The organism is Paenibacillus sp. FSL R5-0810 (genome assembly GCF_038002285.1).
Classification (GTDB): Bacteria; Bacillota; Bacilli; order Paenibacillales; family Paenibacillaceae; genus Paenibacillus_AQ; species Paenibacillus_AQ lactis.
The window spans coordinates 3,018,376-3,035,465 of record NZ_JBBOCF010000001.1; the positions used below are offsets into that span (position 1 = coordinate 3,018,376).

The 17,090-nt window shown below is 55.2% G+C and carries 13 protein-coding genes; all 13 read right to left on the bottom strand.

Features of this window, described 5'->3' with window-relative positions; translation table 11 throughout:
• Window positions 1-39: 39 nt before the first annotated feature.
• On the bottom strand, window positions 40-1,149 hold the full coding sequence (murG, locus tag MKX76_RS13745; protein WP_341033973.1) for an undecaprenyldiphospho-muramoylpentapeptide beta-N-acetylglucosaminyltransferase: 1,110 nt from the start codon (window positions 1,147-1,149) through the stop codon (window positions 40-42).
• Window positions 1,150-1,154: 5 nt separating this feature from the next.
• Window positions 1,155-2,252, bottom strand: coding sequence for a stage V sporulation protein E (spoVE, locus tag MKX76_RS13750; RefSeq protein WP_028406602.1), 1,098 nt, complete (start codon window positions 2,250-2,252; stop codon window positions 1,155-1,157).
• Window positions 2,253-2,301: 49 nt separating this feature from the next.
• Window positions 2,302-3,735, bottom strand: coding sequence for a UDP-N-acetylmuramoyl-L-alanine--D-glutamate ligase (gene murD / locus MKX76_RS13755; protein ID WP_341033974.1), 1,434 nt, complete (start codon window positions 3,733-3,735; stop codon window positions 2,302-2,304).
• Window positions 3,736-3,738: 3 nt separating this feature from the next.
• On the bottom strand, window positions 3,739-4,704 hold the full coding sequence (gene mraY, locus MKX76_RS13760) for a phospho-N-acetylmuramoyl-pentapeptide-transferase (RefSeq protein ID WP_341033975.1): 966 nt from the start codon (window positions 4,702-4,704) through the stop codon (window positions 3,739-3,741).
• A 4-nt stretch (window positions 4,705-4,708) separates the two neighbouring features.
• Window positions 4,709-6,127, bottom strand: a complete 1,419-nt coding sequence (locus MKX76_RS13765) for a UDP-N-acetylmuramoyl-tripeptide--D-alanyl-D-alanine ligase (RefSeq protein WP_341033977.1) — start codon at window positions 6,125-6,127, stop codon at window positions 4,709-4,711.
• The gene (locus MKX76_RS13770) at window positions 6,127-7,611 is read right to left on the bottom strand and encodes a UDP-N-acetylmuramoyl-L-alanyl-D-glutamate--2,6-diaminopimelate ligase (RefSeq protein WP_341033978.1); all 1,485 of its coding nucleotides are present in this window, start codon (window positions 7,609-7,611) and stop codon (window positions 6,127-6,129) included. The genes MKX76_RS13765 and MKX76_RS13770 overlap by 1 nt, the downstream gene beginning before the upstream one ends.
• A 61-nt stretch (window positions 7,612-7,672) precedes the next feature.
• On the bottom strand, window positions 7,673-9,619 hold the full coding sequence (locus MKX76_RS13775) for a stage V sporulation protein D (protein WP_007129462.1): 1,947 nt from the start codon (window positions 9,617-9,619) through the stop codon (window positions 7,673-7,675).
• Between the two features lie 87 nt (window positions 9,620-9,706).
• The gene (locus tag MKX76_RS13780) at window positions 9,707-12,001 is read right to left on the bottom strand and encodes a penicillin-binding transpeptidase domain-containing protein (protein ID WP_341033979.1); all 2,295 of its coding nucleotides are present in this window, start codon (window positions 11,999-12,001) and stop codon (window positions 9,707-9,709) included.
• 17 nt (window positions 12,002-12,018) lie between these two features.
• Window positions 12,019-12,429 (bottom strand): cell division protein FtsL, encoded by a 411-nt coding sequence (locus tag MKX76_RS13785; RefSeq protein WP_341033980.1) that lies wholly within the window; start codon window positions 12,427-12,429, stop codon window positions 12,019-12,021.
• Window positions 12,430-12,460: 31 nt separating this feature from the next.
• Window positions 12,461-13,414 (bottom strand): 16S rRNA (cytosine(1402)-N(4))-methyltransferase RsmH, encoded by a 954-nt coding sequence (rsmH, locus tag MKX76_RS13790; RefSeq protein WP_007129459.1) that lies wholly within the window; start codon window positions 13,412-13,414, stop codon window positions 12,461-12,463.
• 84 nt (window positions 13,415-13,498) lie between these two features.
• The gene (mraZ, locus tag MKX76_RS13795) at window positions 13,499-13,936 is read right to left on the bottom strand and encodes a division/cell wall cluster transcriptional repressor MraZ (RefSeq protein ID WP_007129458.1); all 438 of its coding nucleotides are present in this window, start codon (window positions 13,934-13,936) and stop codon (window positions 13,499-13,501) included.
• Between the two features lie 209 nt (window positions 13,937-14,145).
• A complete protein-coding gene (locus MKX76_RS13800) occupies window positions 14,146-15,414 on the bottom strand; it encodes an adenosylhomocysteinase (protein WP_144878354.1) in 1,269 nt (422 codons plus the stop codon).
• 41 nt (window positions 15,415-15,455) lie between these two features.
• The gene (bshC, locus tag MKX76_RS13805) at window positions 15,456-17,087 is read right to left on the bottom strand and encodes a bacillithiol biosynthesis cysteine-adding enzyme BshC (RefSeq protein WP_341033981.1); all 1,632 of its coding nucleotides are present in this window, start codon (window positions 17,085-17,087) and stop codon (window positions 15,456-15,458) included.
• Window positions 17,088-17,090: the final 3 nt, after the last annotated feature.

Sequence of the window (17,090 nt, forward strand, 5' to 3'; positions counted from 1 at the left end):
TGTCAGGCTCCATAGGTGTGTGACAATCGCCCAGCCGATTTAGCGTTTGCCGGTAAGCCGGCGGATTTCCTCCACAATGACGGCAGCGGAATCCGGTTTCCCGAGCTTTCGGGAAGCCTCGGACATCGACTTCACGACATCGGGGCTTGTCATGATTTCCTCAAGCCGCCCAAACAAAGTTTCCGCGGTAAGGTCCTTCTCAAGGATCATCCTCGACGCGCCTGCATCCTCCAATTGTCTGGCATTGGCCTCCTGATGATTGTTGGTCACATTGGGTGACGGTATGAGGACCGAAGGAATGCCGAGCGAAGTGATTTCGGCCAGAAAGGAAGCTCCGGCACGGTTTACAATCAGGGAAGTTGCAGCAAGCACTTCCGGCATGTTATGAACATAAGGCATGATATGAAGATGGTTCGGCATCGTGCCGAGGCGGCTGCGTATCTCCTCGCGCGTGCGCTCAAAATAAGTATCGCCCGTTACGAACACAAAATGAATACCTGGCAGACGGCCGATATGAGAGGCCATGCCGATCATGGCATCATTGATCGCCTTGGCCCCCCGGCTTCCGCCGACGATCAGAACGACCTGACTGTCCATCGGGATGCCAAGCGAAGCAAATCCACGCTCACGATTGGCGGATTGGACCGTCGTCGCGCGTGGATTCCCTGTATACACCGCTCTTTTAGCTTTGGGGAAGGCCTTTTCGGAGCCCTCGAAGCTCACCGCTACCGTATCCGCGTAGCGGCTCAAAAACTGATTCGTCAGCCCGGGAATCGCATTCTGCTCATGGATCATGGTCGGAATCCCTAATTTTGCAGCTGCGTATACGACCGGTCCGCATACGTAGCCGCCGGTGCCGATCACAACATCGGGCTTAAACTGCGATAGCAGCGCTTTCGATCGATGGACGCCTTTGAAAAAGCGCATGATCGTTTTCACATTTTCAAACGACAGCTTGCGCCGAAAGCCCGTAATATCAATGCTTTCAAACGGGAGCTTCTCCTGGGGCACCAGCTTGCTTTCCAGGCCCCGCTCCCCGCCGATATATAAAAATTCCGTCTTTGGATCTTCCAATTCACATTGCCTTGCAATGGCGACAGCCGGGTAGATATGCCCACCCGTCCCGCCGCCTGTTAATACGACACGCATACTGTTCACCTCGCATAACGGGAAATATTTAATAGAATGCCGAGCGCGGTCAGCATCAGTGTCAACGAGCTTCCTCCGTAGCTGATCAGCGGCAGCGTAATGCCGGTTACCGGCATCATTCCGATGACAACGCCGATATTAATGACAACCTGAATCGCGACCATTCCGACAATCCCTACGGAGAGCAGGCTGCCGAAGCCGTCCGGAACCGTCATGGCGACCCTCATGCCTCGCCATACCAAAGCCGCGAACAACAGCAGCACGATCAGCCCGCCAATGAAGCCGAGCTCTTCGGCCAAAATGGAAAAGATAAAGTCGGTTTGCGGTTCAGGCACATAAGCATATTTCTGGCGGCTCATGCCAAGACCGAGGCCGCCAAGGCCGCCGGGGCCGATTGCATACAGCGACTGAATGATCTGGTAGCCGGTCCCGAGCGGATCCGACCATGGATCGAGAAAGCCCGTAATCCGCTTCAACCGGTACGGAGCCGTAAGGATTAGTCCGGCAAAGCCCGCGACACCGCCTAAAGCAAGAAATCCCAGATGCTTCATTCGCGCACCGGCCGTGAACACGATCATCATGGCAGCCCCGAGCATAACCGCGCCGGTGCCGAGATCCGGCTGCAGCATGATCAATCCGAAAGCAAGGCCGATCAAACCTAGCGGCGGGAGCAGTCCCTTGCTGAATGAAGTAATATCATAGTCTTGTTTGCTGAGCCACCGAGATAGAAACAGAATCATCCCTAGTTTCATAAACTCGGAAGGCTGAATGCCGAACGAGCTGATGCCGAGCCAGCTTCTCGCGCCGCCCCGAACGACCCCGATCCCCGGGATCAGAACGATAACGAGCAGGAAGAAGCAGACGAGCAGCACCAGCTTGCTGTATTTCATCCATACTTTATAGTCGATTTTGGAAGTGAAATACATGGCCGCAAGCCCGAGGCAAGCAAAAAACGCCTGCCGTTTCACAAAATAAAACTTATCGCCGTAATCATGGAAGGCGAGCACGGAGCCTGCGCTGTATACCATTACGATCCCGATGGCCAGCAGGGCCAAAATGCATATAAGCAGCCACAGATCGGGCGCCTGGCGGTTCTTGTTCATGGAAAGGCCACCTCGTACATCCTTAGTAGGGGCTTATCCACCCCCCTACTTAAAGGTTATGCACCGCCTCTTTAAAAATGCGTCCTCTGACTTCAAAGGAAGGGAACATGTCCCAGCTGGCGCATGCCGGCGACAGAAGAACAATATCGCCGGGCTCGGCAAGCCGGGCCGCCTCCTGGACAGCCATAGTCAATGTATCGGCGGCGTCCTTTCCATTATCGACGAGGATAATTTGCTTTAACCCGGCTTTTTCCGCCGCAGCCGCGATTTTCTCCTTCGTCTGGCCTAGGAGGACGACAGCCTTCACCCGCTCTCTAAGAGAAGGCACGAGCTCCTCGTAATCCGAGCCGCGGTCAAGACCGCCTGCAATGAGCACGATGGGCTCCTTGAACGAGGTTAGCGCCATGTTGGTTGCTTTGGAGTTTGTCGCCTTGGAGTTATTGTAATAGGCAATGCCGTCCCGCTCGTCAACGAATTCAAGCCGATGCTCTACGCCGCGGAAGCTGGACAATACCGGCTCGAGTCTATCCGGACTCACGCCGGCCGTAATTGCGATTGCCGAAGCCGCGAGCGCGTTCCCGACATTGAATCTGCCGGGCAATCCGATGTTCTCCACACGGATGATCTCATGCGTAAAGCCTTTGTCGTCCGTATAGACGACAGTCCTCTCCGGCTCCTCGCCGCCCGGCATTTGACCCTCAGCCCCGTATGGCGGCATCACGTAAACACCTTCACGAAGGACTTCGTTCATCGAGAATGGCAAAATGCGGGCCTTGATATACGGGACGAGGCTCCTGCACACGGGATCATCCCAATTGAGCACAGCGGTATCGTCCGCCGTCTGATTCGCGAACAGCTTGGCTTTGGATGCGATATAATCGTCCATCCCGCCATGATAGTCAAGATGCGTTTCAGCTATATTCAGCAGCGCGGCGATGCGCGGCCGGAAATCCTCGATTCCTTTGAGCTGGAAGCTGCTGAGCTCCACGACCATCCAATTGTCCGGATTCGCCTCCTGGGCGGCCTCCGACAGCGGTGTGCCGATATTGCCCGCAACGATCGGGGACAGACCGGCGTCCTCCAGCAGCTGACCGACCCAGGTCGTCGTCGTTGTCTTGCCGTTGGAGCCGGTGATACCGATCATCGGCGCTGCACAAATATGATAGGCGACCTCTACCTCGGTTACGACCGGAACTCCCAGCTCCATTGCCTTCTGAACAGGAGGAACGGAATAAGGAATGCCGGGATTTTTGACGAGGAGCGCCACGCCGGGATGAATCAAGTCATCCGGATGCCCCCCGCAAATAACAGAAATGCCCAAAGCTTCGAGCTCCGACGCTTCGGGACACTGCTCTCTTTCTTTTCGATCATTCACCGTGACCTCCGCCCCGGCTTTATGCAGTACTTTGGCTACTTGGACGCCGCTTCTGGCAAGTCCGAGTACAACGACGGTCTTTCCCCGGTATTCATCTGGATGCTTCATATGCTACAACCCCTTGTTGATATAGAGCCCGAGTCCCGCCAATACCAGTCCCACGGCCCAAAATGTGATGACGACGCGCCACTCCGACCATCCGGACAGCTCAAAGTGATGGTGGATCGGGCTCATCTTGAAGATGCGTTTGCCTCTTGTTTTGAACGAGATGACCTGGAGCACGACGGAAAGCATCTCGATGACGAATACGCCTCCGAGGATAAGGAACAACAGCTCGCTTTTCGTCACGATGGCGATGGCTGCGATCGCGCCCCCGATCCCCAGCGAGCCTGTATCTCCCATGAACACCTTGGCCGGATGCGCGTTAAACACCAGAAACCCGAGCACCGCGCCGATCATCGCCGCCGCGCAGAAGGCCGCCGCGAACGAAGTCGACTGGATCGCCACAATGGCATAGGCTCCGAAAGCAATCGCACTGACGCCGGATAACAGTCCGTCCACACCGTCCGTGAAATTGACCGCGTTGCTGATGGCCATCATCATCAGAACGATGAACGGATAATAGAACCACGGCCCCCAGTCGAATGACCAGTTCATCCCCGGTACCCCGATCGCCGTGCTGTGTCCGTTGGAAATGAGCAGCCAGCACATGATCCCCGAGAACAGAAGCTGTCCGAACAGCTTCTGCCGAGGGGTCAGTCCCAACGATCGGCGGAATACGATTTTAGTATAATCATCCAGAAATCCGATCAGGCCAAAGCCCAATGTTGCCACTAGAAGCACATAAAAGTCGGTATCGACCGGCGAAAACTTGATAAACGTCAGCGTGAACGCAAGCAGAATGACGACGCCGCCCATTGTCGGCGTACCTGCTTTTTTGAGGTGGCTTTGAGGACCGTCGTTTCGCACTTGCTGTCCGAACTTCAACCTGCGAAGCAGCGGAATCAGCAGCGGGGCCGAAATGACAGCCAGTATAAACGCTACACCGATGGTCAATAACAGCAGCTGAAAGTCCATAAGCTCACCCCCTCACTCCGTTGTTGCCGCCAGGCAGGGCTTTAAGCGCATCGACCACATGCTCCAGCTTCATTCCCCGCGAAGCCTTCACCAATACGATGTCCTTCTCGGTCACCCGCTTCAGCAGCTCCGTTATAAGCTGTTCCTTGTCCGTGAACGCAAGAACAGCCCCGTCCGGGTAATTCGCCTTTGCCGCCTCCGCCGTGTGCTGAGACAATGGACCGTAGGTCAATACGAGCTCCACTTGATCCGGCGAAAGGTAGCGTCCGATCTCTTCGTGGAATTCCCGCTCGCGCTGCCCAAGTTCAAGCATGTCCCCAAGAACGGCAATGCGGCACCGGTATCCCTTCATGTCGCCCAGCACATCGATCGCAGCCTTCGCGGCCGTCGGGCTGGAATTGTAGGCATCGTTCAGCACCGTCACCCCATGGTTCGTCTCAATCGCCTCGATCCGCATGCTCGTCAGCTTGAGACCGGCGAAGCCGCGGCGAATCTCCTCGTCGCTGACGCCCAGATGGGTCGCTACCGCCATGGCAGCCAGAGCGTTGATGACATTATGGCGTCCGAGCAGCGGAAGGCTGAAGCCCTCGCCCTCATACCGGTTCGAGGTGAACACAATGCCGCGGGCGTGAAACATCATGCCTGTCGGATAAGCGTCATTGGTGTCCCGGCTGCCGAACGTAAAGGTGTTCATGGACGCCGGCTTGACCGTTCCCGGCTCCTGCAGCACCTGATCGATCAGCGGCTCATCACCATGGTATACCAGCAATCCGCCGGGCTTCATGCCGCTCACGATTTCAAGCTTGGCCCGGGCAATCTCTTCCCGCGAGCCGAGCTGAAGCAAATGCGCTTCGCCGATATTCGTGATAACCGCGATATCCGGGCGCGCAATCGAAGAGAGCAGCTCAATCTCATGCCGGCCGCTCATCCCCATCTCGAGCACCGCGATATCCGTATCTTCCTTCATCGCAAGCACCGTTAACGGAAGACCGATATGATTGTTATAATTGCCCTGCGTCTTATGAACTTTGTAACGGGTTTCGAGGAGCGCGGTCACCATGTCCTTCACGGTTGTCTTGCCGTTGCTGCCAGTGATGCCGACCACCTTGGCGCGGCTCTCTGCCAAATAAGCGGCTGCAAGTTTCTGGAGAGCCGACAGCGTGTCATCCACAAGGATGACAGGACCGTCAGGGACCGGCCCATGATCCCGCTGCCATAGCAGCGCGCCGGCGCCGGCTGCAAGCACAGCCGCCTCGAATTGATGTCCGTCGAATTTTTCGCCGACAATCGGAACAAACAGATTGCCCGGCTGTATCGTGCGGGAGTCGGTTGCGACTCCTTGAATTACAATATCGTCGTCTTGGTTTCGTGAGAGCGTACCGCCGCACATGTCGGCAATGCTCCGCAATGATTTATGGATCACTATTGTCTGCCCCTTATCGCGTCTTTGGCTACGATGCGGTCGTCAAAATCAAGCACTTCGCCCGCAATCAGCTGGTAGGTCTCATGACCTTTCCCCGCAATCAATACTACATCGCCCGGGCTTGCCATTTCAATAGCCTTTTGAATGGCTTCGCGGCGGTCGACAATGAGCTTGTAGCGGTCTTCGGACACGCCGTCCTCAACCAATCCCGCCTCAATATCCTTAAGGATCGCTCCCGGGTCCTCGGTTCGCGGATTATCCGAAGTAACAAGCACGATATCGCTGTATTTGGCAGCGATCTTACCCATGATCGGCCGTTTGGTGCGGTCACGGTCGCCGCCGCAGCCAAACACGGTCAGCACCCGTCCTTCCGCAAATTCATTGACCGTCCGCAGCACGTTTTCGAGCCCGTCGGGCGTATGCGCATAATCGACGATCACCGCATACGGCTGGCCCTCATCGACAACCTCAACCCGGCCGTCGACACCTGGAACGGATTCCAGGCTGCTCTTAATGTCCTCAAGCGGAACGCCTTCAAGCAGCGCTGCAGCAATGGCAGCCATCGCGTTATATACATTGAACTTCCCTACCATCTTGATGGATATATCCGTGCTTCCTCGGAAGGTATCCACATGGAACGACGTGCCCTGCGCCGTAATCGCGATGTTGCTGGCCCGCACATCCGCCTGCTCGCCGAGGCCGTAATAGATGACTTCCGCAGCCGTCTGCTTGGCAAAATATGCGGAAGCCTCGTCATCGGCATTCAGGACCGCATATTTGCGGGACTGTTCGTCCTTGGGAAAAGCGTTGCCAAGGCGGGAGAAAAATAACCCTTTGGCCGCCCGGTATTCTTCCATCGTATGATGATAGTCAAGATGATCCTGCGTCAGGTTCGTAAATATCGCGGTGCGGAAATCCGTGCCCTTGACGCGTCCCTGCTCCAGCGCATGGGAGGAAACCTCCATCACGCAGCACTGCATGCCTGCTTCGGCCATCTCGTTCAGGTTCCGCTGAAGCTCCAGCGCTTCAGGCGTCGTGCGCGGCATTGGGAACGACTTGCCGGCGTATCGCATCTGAATGGTTCCGATCAATCCGGTCTTTAAACCATGATCGTTCATGATTTTCTCGATCAAATAGGTGGTCGTTGTCTTGCCGTTCGTTCCTGTCACGCCGATGATCTTCATCCGCGAGCTAGGCTGATTGAAGAACGCATTAGCAAGCCGGGCCATCGCGAACCGGCTGTCCTTTACGATGATCTGGGGAAGGTGGATGTCAAGCTTCCGCTCCACGACCAGGGCAACTGCGCCCCGCTCGGCAGCCTGGGCGGCAAAGTCATGGCCGTCCACGGTATGACCCGGAAGGCATATAAACAGATCGCCCGGCTTTACTTCCCGAGAATCAACTTGGATTCCGGTAATTTCAACGTCACCGGCACCGTCGATCACGGCGGCTGCCAGCACGGATGATAATTCGTTCAATTTCATGGATATCCCTCTCTCTATATATCCGTATCATCCGGCACGGCGTCTATCCGGATGATACGGCTTAATGTTCGTGTTTCGCTTCGTCCGGAGCCTCGCCCATGTAGATACGGATCGTGGATCCCCGCTCCACTCGGCTTCCCGGCTTCGGCGCCTGGGAAATGACCGTGTTGCCGGTCCCCGACTTGGCCAGGTTAAAGTTCATGTTCAAGTCCTCGTAGAGCTCCTGAACCGTCGCTCCAACCAGATCCGGCACGGTTACGGTCGGCACTTCCCCATATTTGTAATCGCGGGGAAGCTGATCCTTCCGCGGCGGAATATTCATATAGTGCAGCGCATCCTCCAAGATGTTCTGCACGATCGGAGCCGCAACCACGCCCCCGAATTGAATTCCCTTCGGATTGTCGACCGCGGTATACACAACGATCTCAGGATCGTCCGCCGGCGCGAAGCCGATAAAGGATACGATATGCTCGGTGGAGGAATAACGTCCGTTCACGACCTTCTGGGCCGTCCCGGTCTTCCCGCCGACGCGGTAGCCGTCGATGAAGGCAGGCCGTCCGGTTCCTTTGGCCACGACGCTTTCCAGCGCTTCGCGGACCTGCTTGGACGTCTCTTCCGAGATGACCTGCCTCACCATCTGCGGCTTCACTTCCTCCACCACCTCGCCGGTTTCCGGATGGATCCATGCCTTGGCCACATAAGGTTTGTAGAGCTTGCCTCCGTTAATGGCGGCAGATACTGCGGCCACCTGCTGGATCGGAGTCACCGAGACCCCCTGGCCGAAGGCCGTCGTCGCAAGCTCAACGGGCCCGACGTTGTCCAGCTTGAACAGGATGCCGTTCTCCTCCCCGTTCAAATCGATCCCCGTCTTCGAGCCGAAGCCGAAATCGCGGATATATTGGAACAGGCTTTCCTTGCCGAGCTTCTGGCCGAGTGCCACAAAGCCCGGGTTGCAGGAGTTCTGGACGACTTCCAAATAGGTCTGGCTGCCATGTCCGCCCCGCTTCCAGCAGCGGAGGCGAGCGCCCCCAACTTCGACTGCGCCTGAATCAAAGAAATGATCATGTTTCAGATCCACCTTCCCCTCTTCCAGCGCTGCGGCCAGCGTGATGATCTTGAAGGTCGACCCCGGCTCGTACGTCATCCAGATCGGAAGATTCCGATTGTACGTCTCGGGGGAGAATTCCTGATAATTCGCTGGCGAGTAGCTCGGACGGCTGGCCATGGCCAAAATCTCGCCCGTCTTCGGATTCATGGCGATGGACCAAGCCCCATTGGCCTGGTATTTCACCATCGCCTGATCAAGCTCCCGTTCCATAATGGACTGAATCGATTTATCGATCGTCAGCTCCAGATTCAAGCCGTTACGCGGTTCCTTATACGTCTCGGTGGAGCCCGGCATCAGCCTGCCCCCCGCATCCGACAGGTACGAGATATTCCCGTTGAACCCTTTCAGCTTATCGTCATGCTTCGCTTCCAAGCCGGTAAGTCCCTGATTGTCAATTCCCGCAAATCCCAGAATATGTGCGGCAAGATCGCCGTATGGATAATAACGCTTGTTGTCTTCGGCAACAACGATACCCGGCAGCTTCAAATCACGAATTTCCTGCGCCAGCTCCATCGTAATTTTACGCCCTCCGGGTTTGATTTGTTCCACCATGGATTTCCGTTTGGTAATGGCCTTCTTCACATCGGCTTCGCCTACCCCCAACATCCCGGAGAGCGTCTTGGCTGTTTCATCGGGGTTTTGGATCTGCGCCGGAATGGCCCATATGGTCGGCGTCGTGATGTTGGTTACAAGCGCGGTGCCGTTTCTATCGAGAATCTCGCCCCGCTTCGCCGAAAACGGAATGGCCCGGCGCCACAGCTCCTCTGCTTTCGCTGACAGCTCCGCGCCCTTTCCGATTTGGACATACCCCAGCCTGACGATCAATGCCGAGAACAGCAGGAGCAGCAGCAGCAGGCTCCAGAGCAGACGGCGCCGCTGTGATACCTTGGATACTTTCACCTTAAGCTTCCCTCCCCGTTTGAACCCGAAAGCTCATGAAATGCCTTCATCACATGAGTATTCGGGACAAACCGGGGATAGAACAAGCTATTCCTTGTCCTCTTCGCTTCCCGCCGCCTGGTCGGCGGCATCGGTTGCCTTCTCTTCTTGAGTTGCGGTTCCGGATTCAGCTTCGTTTTCGGTTTCGTTTTCGATTTCAGCTCCGGTTTCGCTGTCGCTTGCCTCCGACTTATCCTCGGCAGGCGTCAGTGTCAGATGCACGGTCCGCTGGCCGTTCTCACTCGTTTCCATTTGCTTGGTAACGTAGCCTTCGCCCTGGACCATGACCTTGACCCGCATCAAGGTCAGGACCTCCATCGCATCGCGAAGTGACTCGCCCTGCAAATTCGGAACTGACATCGTCGCTTCATCCTCGGTCAAGAGATAGATGCGCTGCGCGCCGCTGATCGGCGTGCCGGGCTCCGGAAACTGCTTCTTTACGGTGCTTCCGCTGCCGAGCGTCTCGAATACAACGCCCTCCTCAAGCAGCTTCGCCTTCGCTTCGCTTACCTTCATGCCCGTCATTTTCGGAGCTTCATAGGACCCGTCGGGAAGTACGGTCTCTTTCGATTTCCCCTTATCTTCGGCATTCGACTTCGGAACGCCCCAGTAAGTCAGCGTCTTGGATACGATCTCTTTGAAGATCGGTGCCGCGAGCGCGCCTCCGCCTTTCTCCTCATTCGGTTCGTCAATGATGACCAGCACAGCGATCTTCGGATCCTCCACCGGCGCGTAACCGATAAAGGAAACAACCTGTTTGGTCGTATCCTTATAGCCGCCGCTGGATTTGACGGCAGTACCCGTCTTCCCCGCTACCCGGTAACCGTCGATATATGCCGCGTGCCCTGTACCTTTGTCAGCGTCGGCAACGACCTGCTCGAGATATTTGCCGGTTTCCCTGGCTGACTCGGGCGAGATGACCTGGCGGACCATTTTTGGCTCGATTTTCTTGGTCTTGCCGGTGTTCGGATCCTCGATCTCCTTCACCAAATGCGGCTTCATCAGCTTGCCGCCGTTCGCAACGGCCGAGATGGCCGCAATTTGCTGGATCGGCGACACCGAAACGGCATAGCCGTAGGTCATGGAGGCGATATCCGGATCGTAAGTCATGTTCAGGATACTGGACGTTTCGCCCGGAAGGTCGATACCGGTCTTTTCCGCAAAGCCGAATTGCTTGATATAGTTGGTGAGCCCCTCCTTGCCAAGCATTTCGTACCCCAGCTTGACAAAGGCCACGTTACTCGACCGCTTCACGCCTTCGAGATAGGTTATCGTCCCCCAACCCTCAGGACGTATGTCTCTGTGGGTTCGGTTCCCGATCCGGAGGGTGCCCGACTGGTAGGCTGCATTCGGGTTGAACAGCTTCTCCTGGATGGCGCTGGCCAAGGTGACGATCTTGAAGGTCGATCCCGGCTCGTACCGCGATCTTACCGCATGATTGTAAAAGTTCTTGTATTCCGATTCCCAGTATGTATTGGGATTATAGGTCGGCAGGTTCGCCATGCCGAGGATTTCTCCGGTCTTCGGATCCGCCGCGATCACCGTCATGCTGATCGGCTTGTATTTGTCAAACGTTTCTCGCATCGCGTCCTCGATATAATACTGGATTGTATCATCGATCGTCAGCAATAAATTTTTCCCATTTATGGCAGGCTGGTATAAATCATCCTGGCTCGGCAGCTTGACGCCCTTCTTGTCGCTCTTGTAGGAGGCAAACCCGTCCTTTCCCCGCAGGTAGTCGTCGTAAAAGGCCTCAATGCCGCCAATCGCTTCTCCCTGGAGATCCGTATATCCAACGACATGCGCTGCCAGCGAATCTTTCGGATAGTAGCGCTTCTGTTCCAGCCGGAGGTCGATGCCCGAATCGGGGATCTTACCGTCTTTCTTTAGCCTCTGCTCCAGGCTCTTCTTCAGCTCTTCAACCTTGTCCTTGGTCTCCTCGTCGATCTTCCAGCCCTCGCTGCGGACCTCGCGCCCCTGCAGATATTCTCCCTTATCGTTCTTGGCCCGGACCATTTCCCGAAGCTCGTCCTCATCCTTGCCGAGAATGTCATGCAGCCCCTTAACGACATCCTCCTCCAGGCCGTTCGCCTGAATGACCTTCGGATTGACGACCACGGTATAGGCTGGCGCATCCATGGCCAGAATATCGCCGTCCCGGTCCATGATCGTCCCCCGGGATGCAGGGAGATCCTGCGAGCGGGACCAGCGCTTCATCGCTTCAGCCTTCCAGAAATCGTTGTCGATGACCTGCAGCCAGAACACCCGACCAGTTAATAAAGCAAAAAAGAGGGTTATACATCCCCCTATTAGCACGGTGCGCAGTTTGATTTTTTTAACCATTGGCGTAACCTCACACTTTAATCATTTTGTCCGGATTTCGAAGCCTCTGTTCCGGATTGTCCGGAAACCGGTGACAAATGAATGGCGTCTGTTTCATCAATGGGCACGTAACCAAGCTCTTTTGCCTTCTCCAAAATTTGCATCTCCAGCGTCTGCTTCTCGACTTGAAGCTGTGTGACCGTCCGTTTCCCTTTTTCAATCTTATTCTCCGTTACATGGATCTGCCGATTCAGGTCATAGGAATGAACATGGCTCATGCCGACCACGCCCATGACGACAACCATGAGCACCACGGACAACAAATACAGAAGCTTTTCTTTCTGGGGTAACTGGGAACGGCGTTTGATGACTTTCGTCTTCTCGAGATAGGCGGACTGCGTTTCCTTCTGTCTCTCCTGTACAGCCAAATTACCGCGTGTGTATGCCATGGCGATTCTCCTTCTTCAGGTATAATGTGTGCTACTGCTTTTCTGCAATTCGCAGCTTCGCCGATCTTGCTCTCGGGTTGCCCTCGATTTCCTCCGCCGACGGTATGATCGGCTTGCGGTTCACCAGCTTCAAATCCCCCTGGCCGCCTCCGCATACGCACATTGGAAAATCCGGAGGGCAAGTGCATTTAGGAATATACGAATTGAAAATCTGCTTACATATCCGGTCTTCCAGCGAATGGAACGTGATCACGGACACTCTCCCCCCCGGGGCAAGGCATCTCACCGCCTGGTGCAGCGCATCCTGGAATGCGCCAAGCTCATCATTGACCGCAATCCGGAACGCCTGAAAGCTGCGCTTCGCCGGATGGCCGCCCGTACGTCTTGCTGCTGCCGGAATTCCTTCCTTAATTAATTCGACAAGCTCCCCGGTTGTCTGAATAGGTCGCTGTGCCCTTCTTTCCGCAATGACCTTGGCGATGCGGCGTGAAAACTTCTCCTCGCCGTATTCGTGTAGAATTCGCGAAATCTCCTGCTCCGGCCACTCGTTGACGATCGTTGCAGCGGTCAGCTCGGCGGATTGATCCATCCGCATATCCAGCGGCGCATCGTGATTGTAGCTGAACCCTCTCTCTCCCTCATCGAATTGGGGAGAAGACACGCCCAAATCAAAGAGTATACCGTCAACTTGCGGCTGTTCGTTCCCGCCTGGCGTCGTTTCGCTCCGGAGCACCTCCTCCAGATCCCGAAAATTCGTCTTGACGAGCGTAATCCGGTCTGCGTAAGGCTTCATTACTTCCCGGGCATTATTCAATGCCCAATCGTCCTGATCCAATGCGATCAACCGGCCTTTCGAACTTAGCTGGGAAGCAATGAGCGAGCTATGCCCCGCGCCTCCAAGCGTACAGTCAACGTATATACCATCTGGTTTGATGCGCAGCCCTTCTGTCGCTTCTTGCTTAAGCACCGTGATGTGATGGAACAAAGCTGCAGCCCTCCATTGTGTCTGAATTCAACATTCTAGTCGTTTACATTTGCTGCTCAATCGTCAAGTACTACTGCAAGCCGTTTAAAGATCGAAATCAAAATCGACCAGCTTCTCGGCGATGTCGTTGAATGTCTCCTCCGACTGCTCGTAGTACTTCTGCCACTGCTCCTTGCTCCAGATCTCCACGCGGTTGGATACGCCGATAACGACGCACTCCTTCTCCAGCTTGGCGAACTCGCGCAAATTGCCCGGCAAATTTACCCTTCCCTGTTTATCCCATTCGCATTCGGTTGCCCCGGAAAAGAAAAACCGGGTGAATGCGCGGGCATCCGACTTCATGAGCGGCAGGGATTTGAGCTTCTGCTCCATAATGGACCATTCTTCTCTGGGGTATACAAATAGGCATTGGTCCAATCCGCGGGTAACAACAAACGAGGCGCCTAAGAGCTCCCGAAATTTAGCGGGGATGATGATTCTTCCCTTGTCATCAATGCTATGCTGAAACTCCCCCATAAACATCAGGCATTCCACCCCTTAACCCCGTTTCCCCACTTTGCACCACTTTCCACCACTTTAGGATAATAGATTCGGCGTCAAGAATCAAATTCCTTCAAGCGGGATTTTGTTTTTTTGGTTATTTCTCTCAAGATGACCGCACCAAAAAACCTCCTTCCAAATCCCTGCCGGGAATGGAAGGAGGTTCTCAAGTGTTAAGGTGCCGTATAGGTTTAATGCTGGGCCCAGCTATCCAAGTAAGCTTTCTGCTCAGCGCTCAAGCTGTCGATTTGAATGCCTAGACTTTCCAGCTTATAAAGTGCCACTTGCTCATCCAACTCATAAGGAACGTTCAGCACCCGCGTACCGATCTGCTGATATTGTTCATTTACATACTTCAGAGACAGCGCCTGAAGCGCAAAGGTCATATCCATAATTTCAGCCGGATGGCCGTCGCCCGCTGCCAGATTGACGAGGCGGCCTTCGGCCAGCAAGTAAATTTTGCGTCCGTCTTTCAGATGATATTCCTCAATATTGCGGCGAACGGTGCGAACCGACTGGGCGCGCTCGGCCAAATCCGGCTTGTTGACCTCCACATCGAAATGTCCCGCATTCGATAGGATGGCTCCGTCCTTCATAACATCGAAGTCCTCGCCGCTGATTACGTCGCGGTTGCCGGTTACGGTAACGAAGAAATCCCCCAGCTTCGCCGCTTCGCGCATCGGCATCACCCGGAAGCCGTCCATATAGGCTTCAACCGCTTTAATCGCATCCACCTCGGTAACAATGACATTGGCACCAAGACCTTTGGCCCGCATCGCAACCCCTTTGCCGCACCAGCCGTAGCCGACGACAACCACTGTTTTTCCAGCCACGACCAGATTCGTCGTCCGATTAATGCCGTCCCATACGGATTGGCCCGTACCGTAGCGGTTATCGAATAAATATTTGCAGTATGCATCATTGACGGCCACCATCGGGAATTTTAGCGCCCCTTCTTTCTCCAGGGACTTTAGTCGCAGAATGCCGGTCGTTGTTTCTTCCGCCCCGCCGCGAACCCCTTCAAGCAGGTCTGTGCGCTCAGCATGCAAAATCGTAACGAGATCGCCGCCGTCATCAATAATGAGATCGGGTCTCGTCTCCAATGTCGAGATGAGATGCTGTTTATATTCTTCCGGATCGGGATTATATTTCGCGAACACGGTAATGCCGTCCTCCACCAAAGCCGCGCATACATCGTCCTGTGTGGACAGCGGGTTGCTGCCGGTGATGGTCACTTCGGCTCCCCCGGCCTGAATGACTTTTGCAAGATAGGCGGTCTTCGCTTCCAGATGCAAGGAGATGGCGACCTTCAAGCCTTTGAACGGAAGCTCCCGTTCGAACTGCTCCCGCACCCGGTTCAGTACCGGCATGTGCGCCTTCACCCAGTCAATCTTCAAATGACCCTCCGGCGCCAACTTGACGTCGGCGATGCTGCTGTTCTGTAATGCAGATGAGCTCATACAACTAACCTCCTATGGTCTGTTTAATGCATACCGGCTTATTATATGAATACGACACGATGGGTGCCCGAACCTTCATACGGGATTTCCATCAGGCGGTCCACCAGATTCAGCCCGTAGCGGTTCATGTATTCTACGATGTTGTACACCCTTTCCTGCGGGCTGCCCTCAGGCAGAAGCGACACTTCGATCCGCTTCCACTGCGCCAAAGCTGCTTCATGCTGCTGGGCCAATGCGCTTTTTGATCTGCTGAGCAGGAAATCCATCTGCTCCAAGATTTTCTCGCGGTTCGTTTCCCCTAATTTTAACAGCCCCGCCTGCATTTTACCAAGATCTTCTATCAAAGGCTGGTACAGCGTCTCAAACGCGGCCTTCGTTTGGGCAAACCGTTCATCCAAATTCAGCTTGTCTTGGCCAGCCAGCCACGCATCCCGCTTCTCCGCTAGATTGAGCAGCACGTCCTGGAAGGTCAGCTCATACTTATCCATGTATTTATGAACGGTCCCGTCCAGAAGCGTAAAGGACATTCTCGGGATGATCAGCGGCATTCGCAATCCCAGATCGGCAAAAGCGTCGCGGGTGATCGCCCAATACGAAATCTCGCCTGGGCCGAGAATGGTTCCGAGTACGGGGAGCAGTGAGTCCTGCATGATCGGACGGGTCAGCACATTGTTGCTGAACCGGGCCGGATGCTTATGCAGCTCGTCGAGAAGCTCCTGCCGTGTAAAGGATACGAGGCCCTTCCGGTCCGTGTAGACATCCCCCTCGCGGAACAGCAGAAGCCGTCTGCCTTCATGCACGTAGAAGAGATTCGCCCCATTCTCCGCGACCTCCGCCTGAACTTCATAGCCCCGTCCGGCGATTTCTTTAGCCGCAGCCTGGTAGGAGCGGCATACATCTTCATTACGCTTGATCATCGCTTCGAACACGGGAACCTCCAGCTCCCGCAGCGCAGGGTCGGCGGAATCGAGTAAAATCAATCCGTATTTGCCGAACATCCCGCCGAGCAGCCTTGCAAAAGCATCGCTTAAACAGGGTGCATCCTGGACCGATTCGCTGACCAGCCTCAACAACTCGCCCTTGTGTTCGCTGTCAAGCAGCTGCTGCTGCAGCTCGTTCAGCAGCCCGTCCCAATCCGCACGGTCTACTTTCGTATAGCTGACAGAGGTTCTCAGTGCATCCTTCGGATCCAGCTTCACCTTGGCAAGGCTCTGATCCGGGGACAAGAAATACGTGTGATTCACCTCGTCCCAATCATGATCTTCCCCAGCGATCCAAAATACAGGCACCACCGGCCGGTTGAGCCGCCGCTGTGCTTCCCGGGCAGACTGGATGATCGTGATGGCCTTGTATACAACGAGCAGCGGACCTGTAAACAACCCGCTTTGCTGCCCGCCGACCATCACCAGCGTACCCTGCTGCTCCAGTGAATCCAGCGACGTATGTACTGCAGGATGATTATTGTGCTTCTTATTATATGCCCGAAGACAACTGACCAGCGCCTTGCGCGGCGTGCGCTTGTCTTCCGAAAGGTCCAGCCATGCTGCCCGCTCGGCAAAACTTCGCTCGCTGCGGTAATCTCCACCGTATAATCCGCTGACTTGATCGAAACGGTGAATATAGTCCTGAGCAAGACGCGAGGCGAGGTGTAATGGTTCCGGAACGATATTCATGAG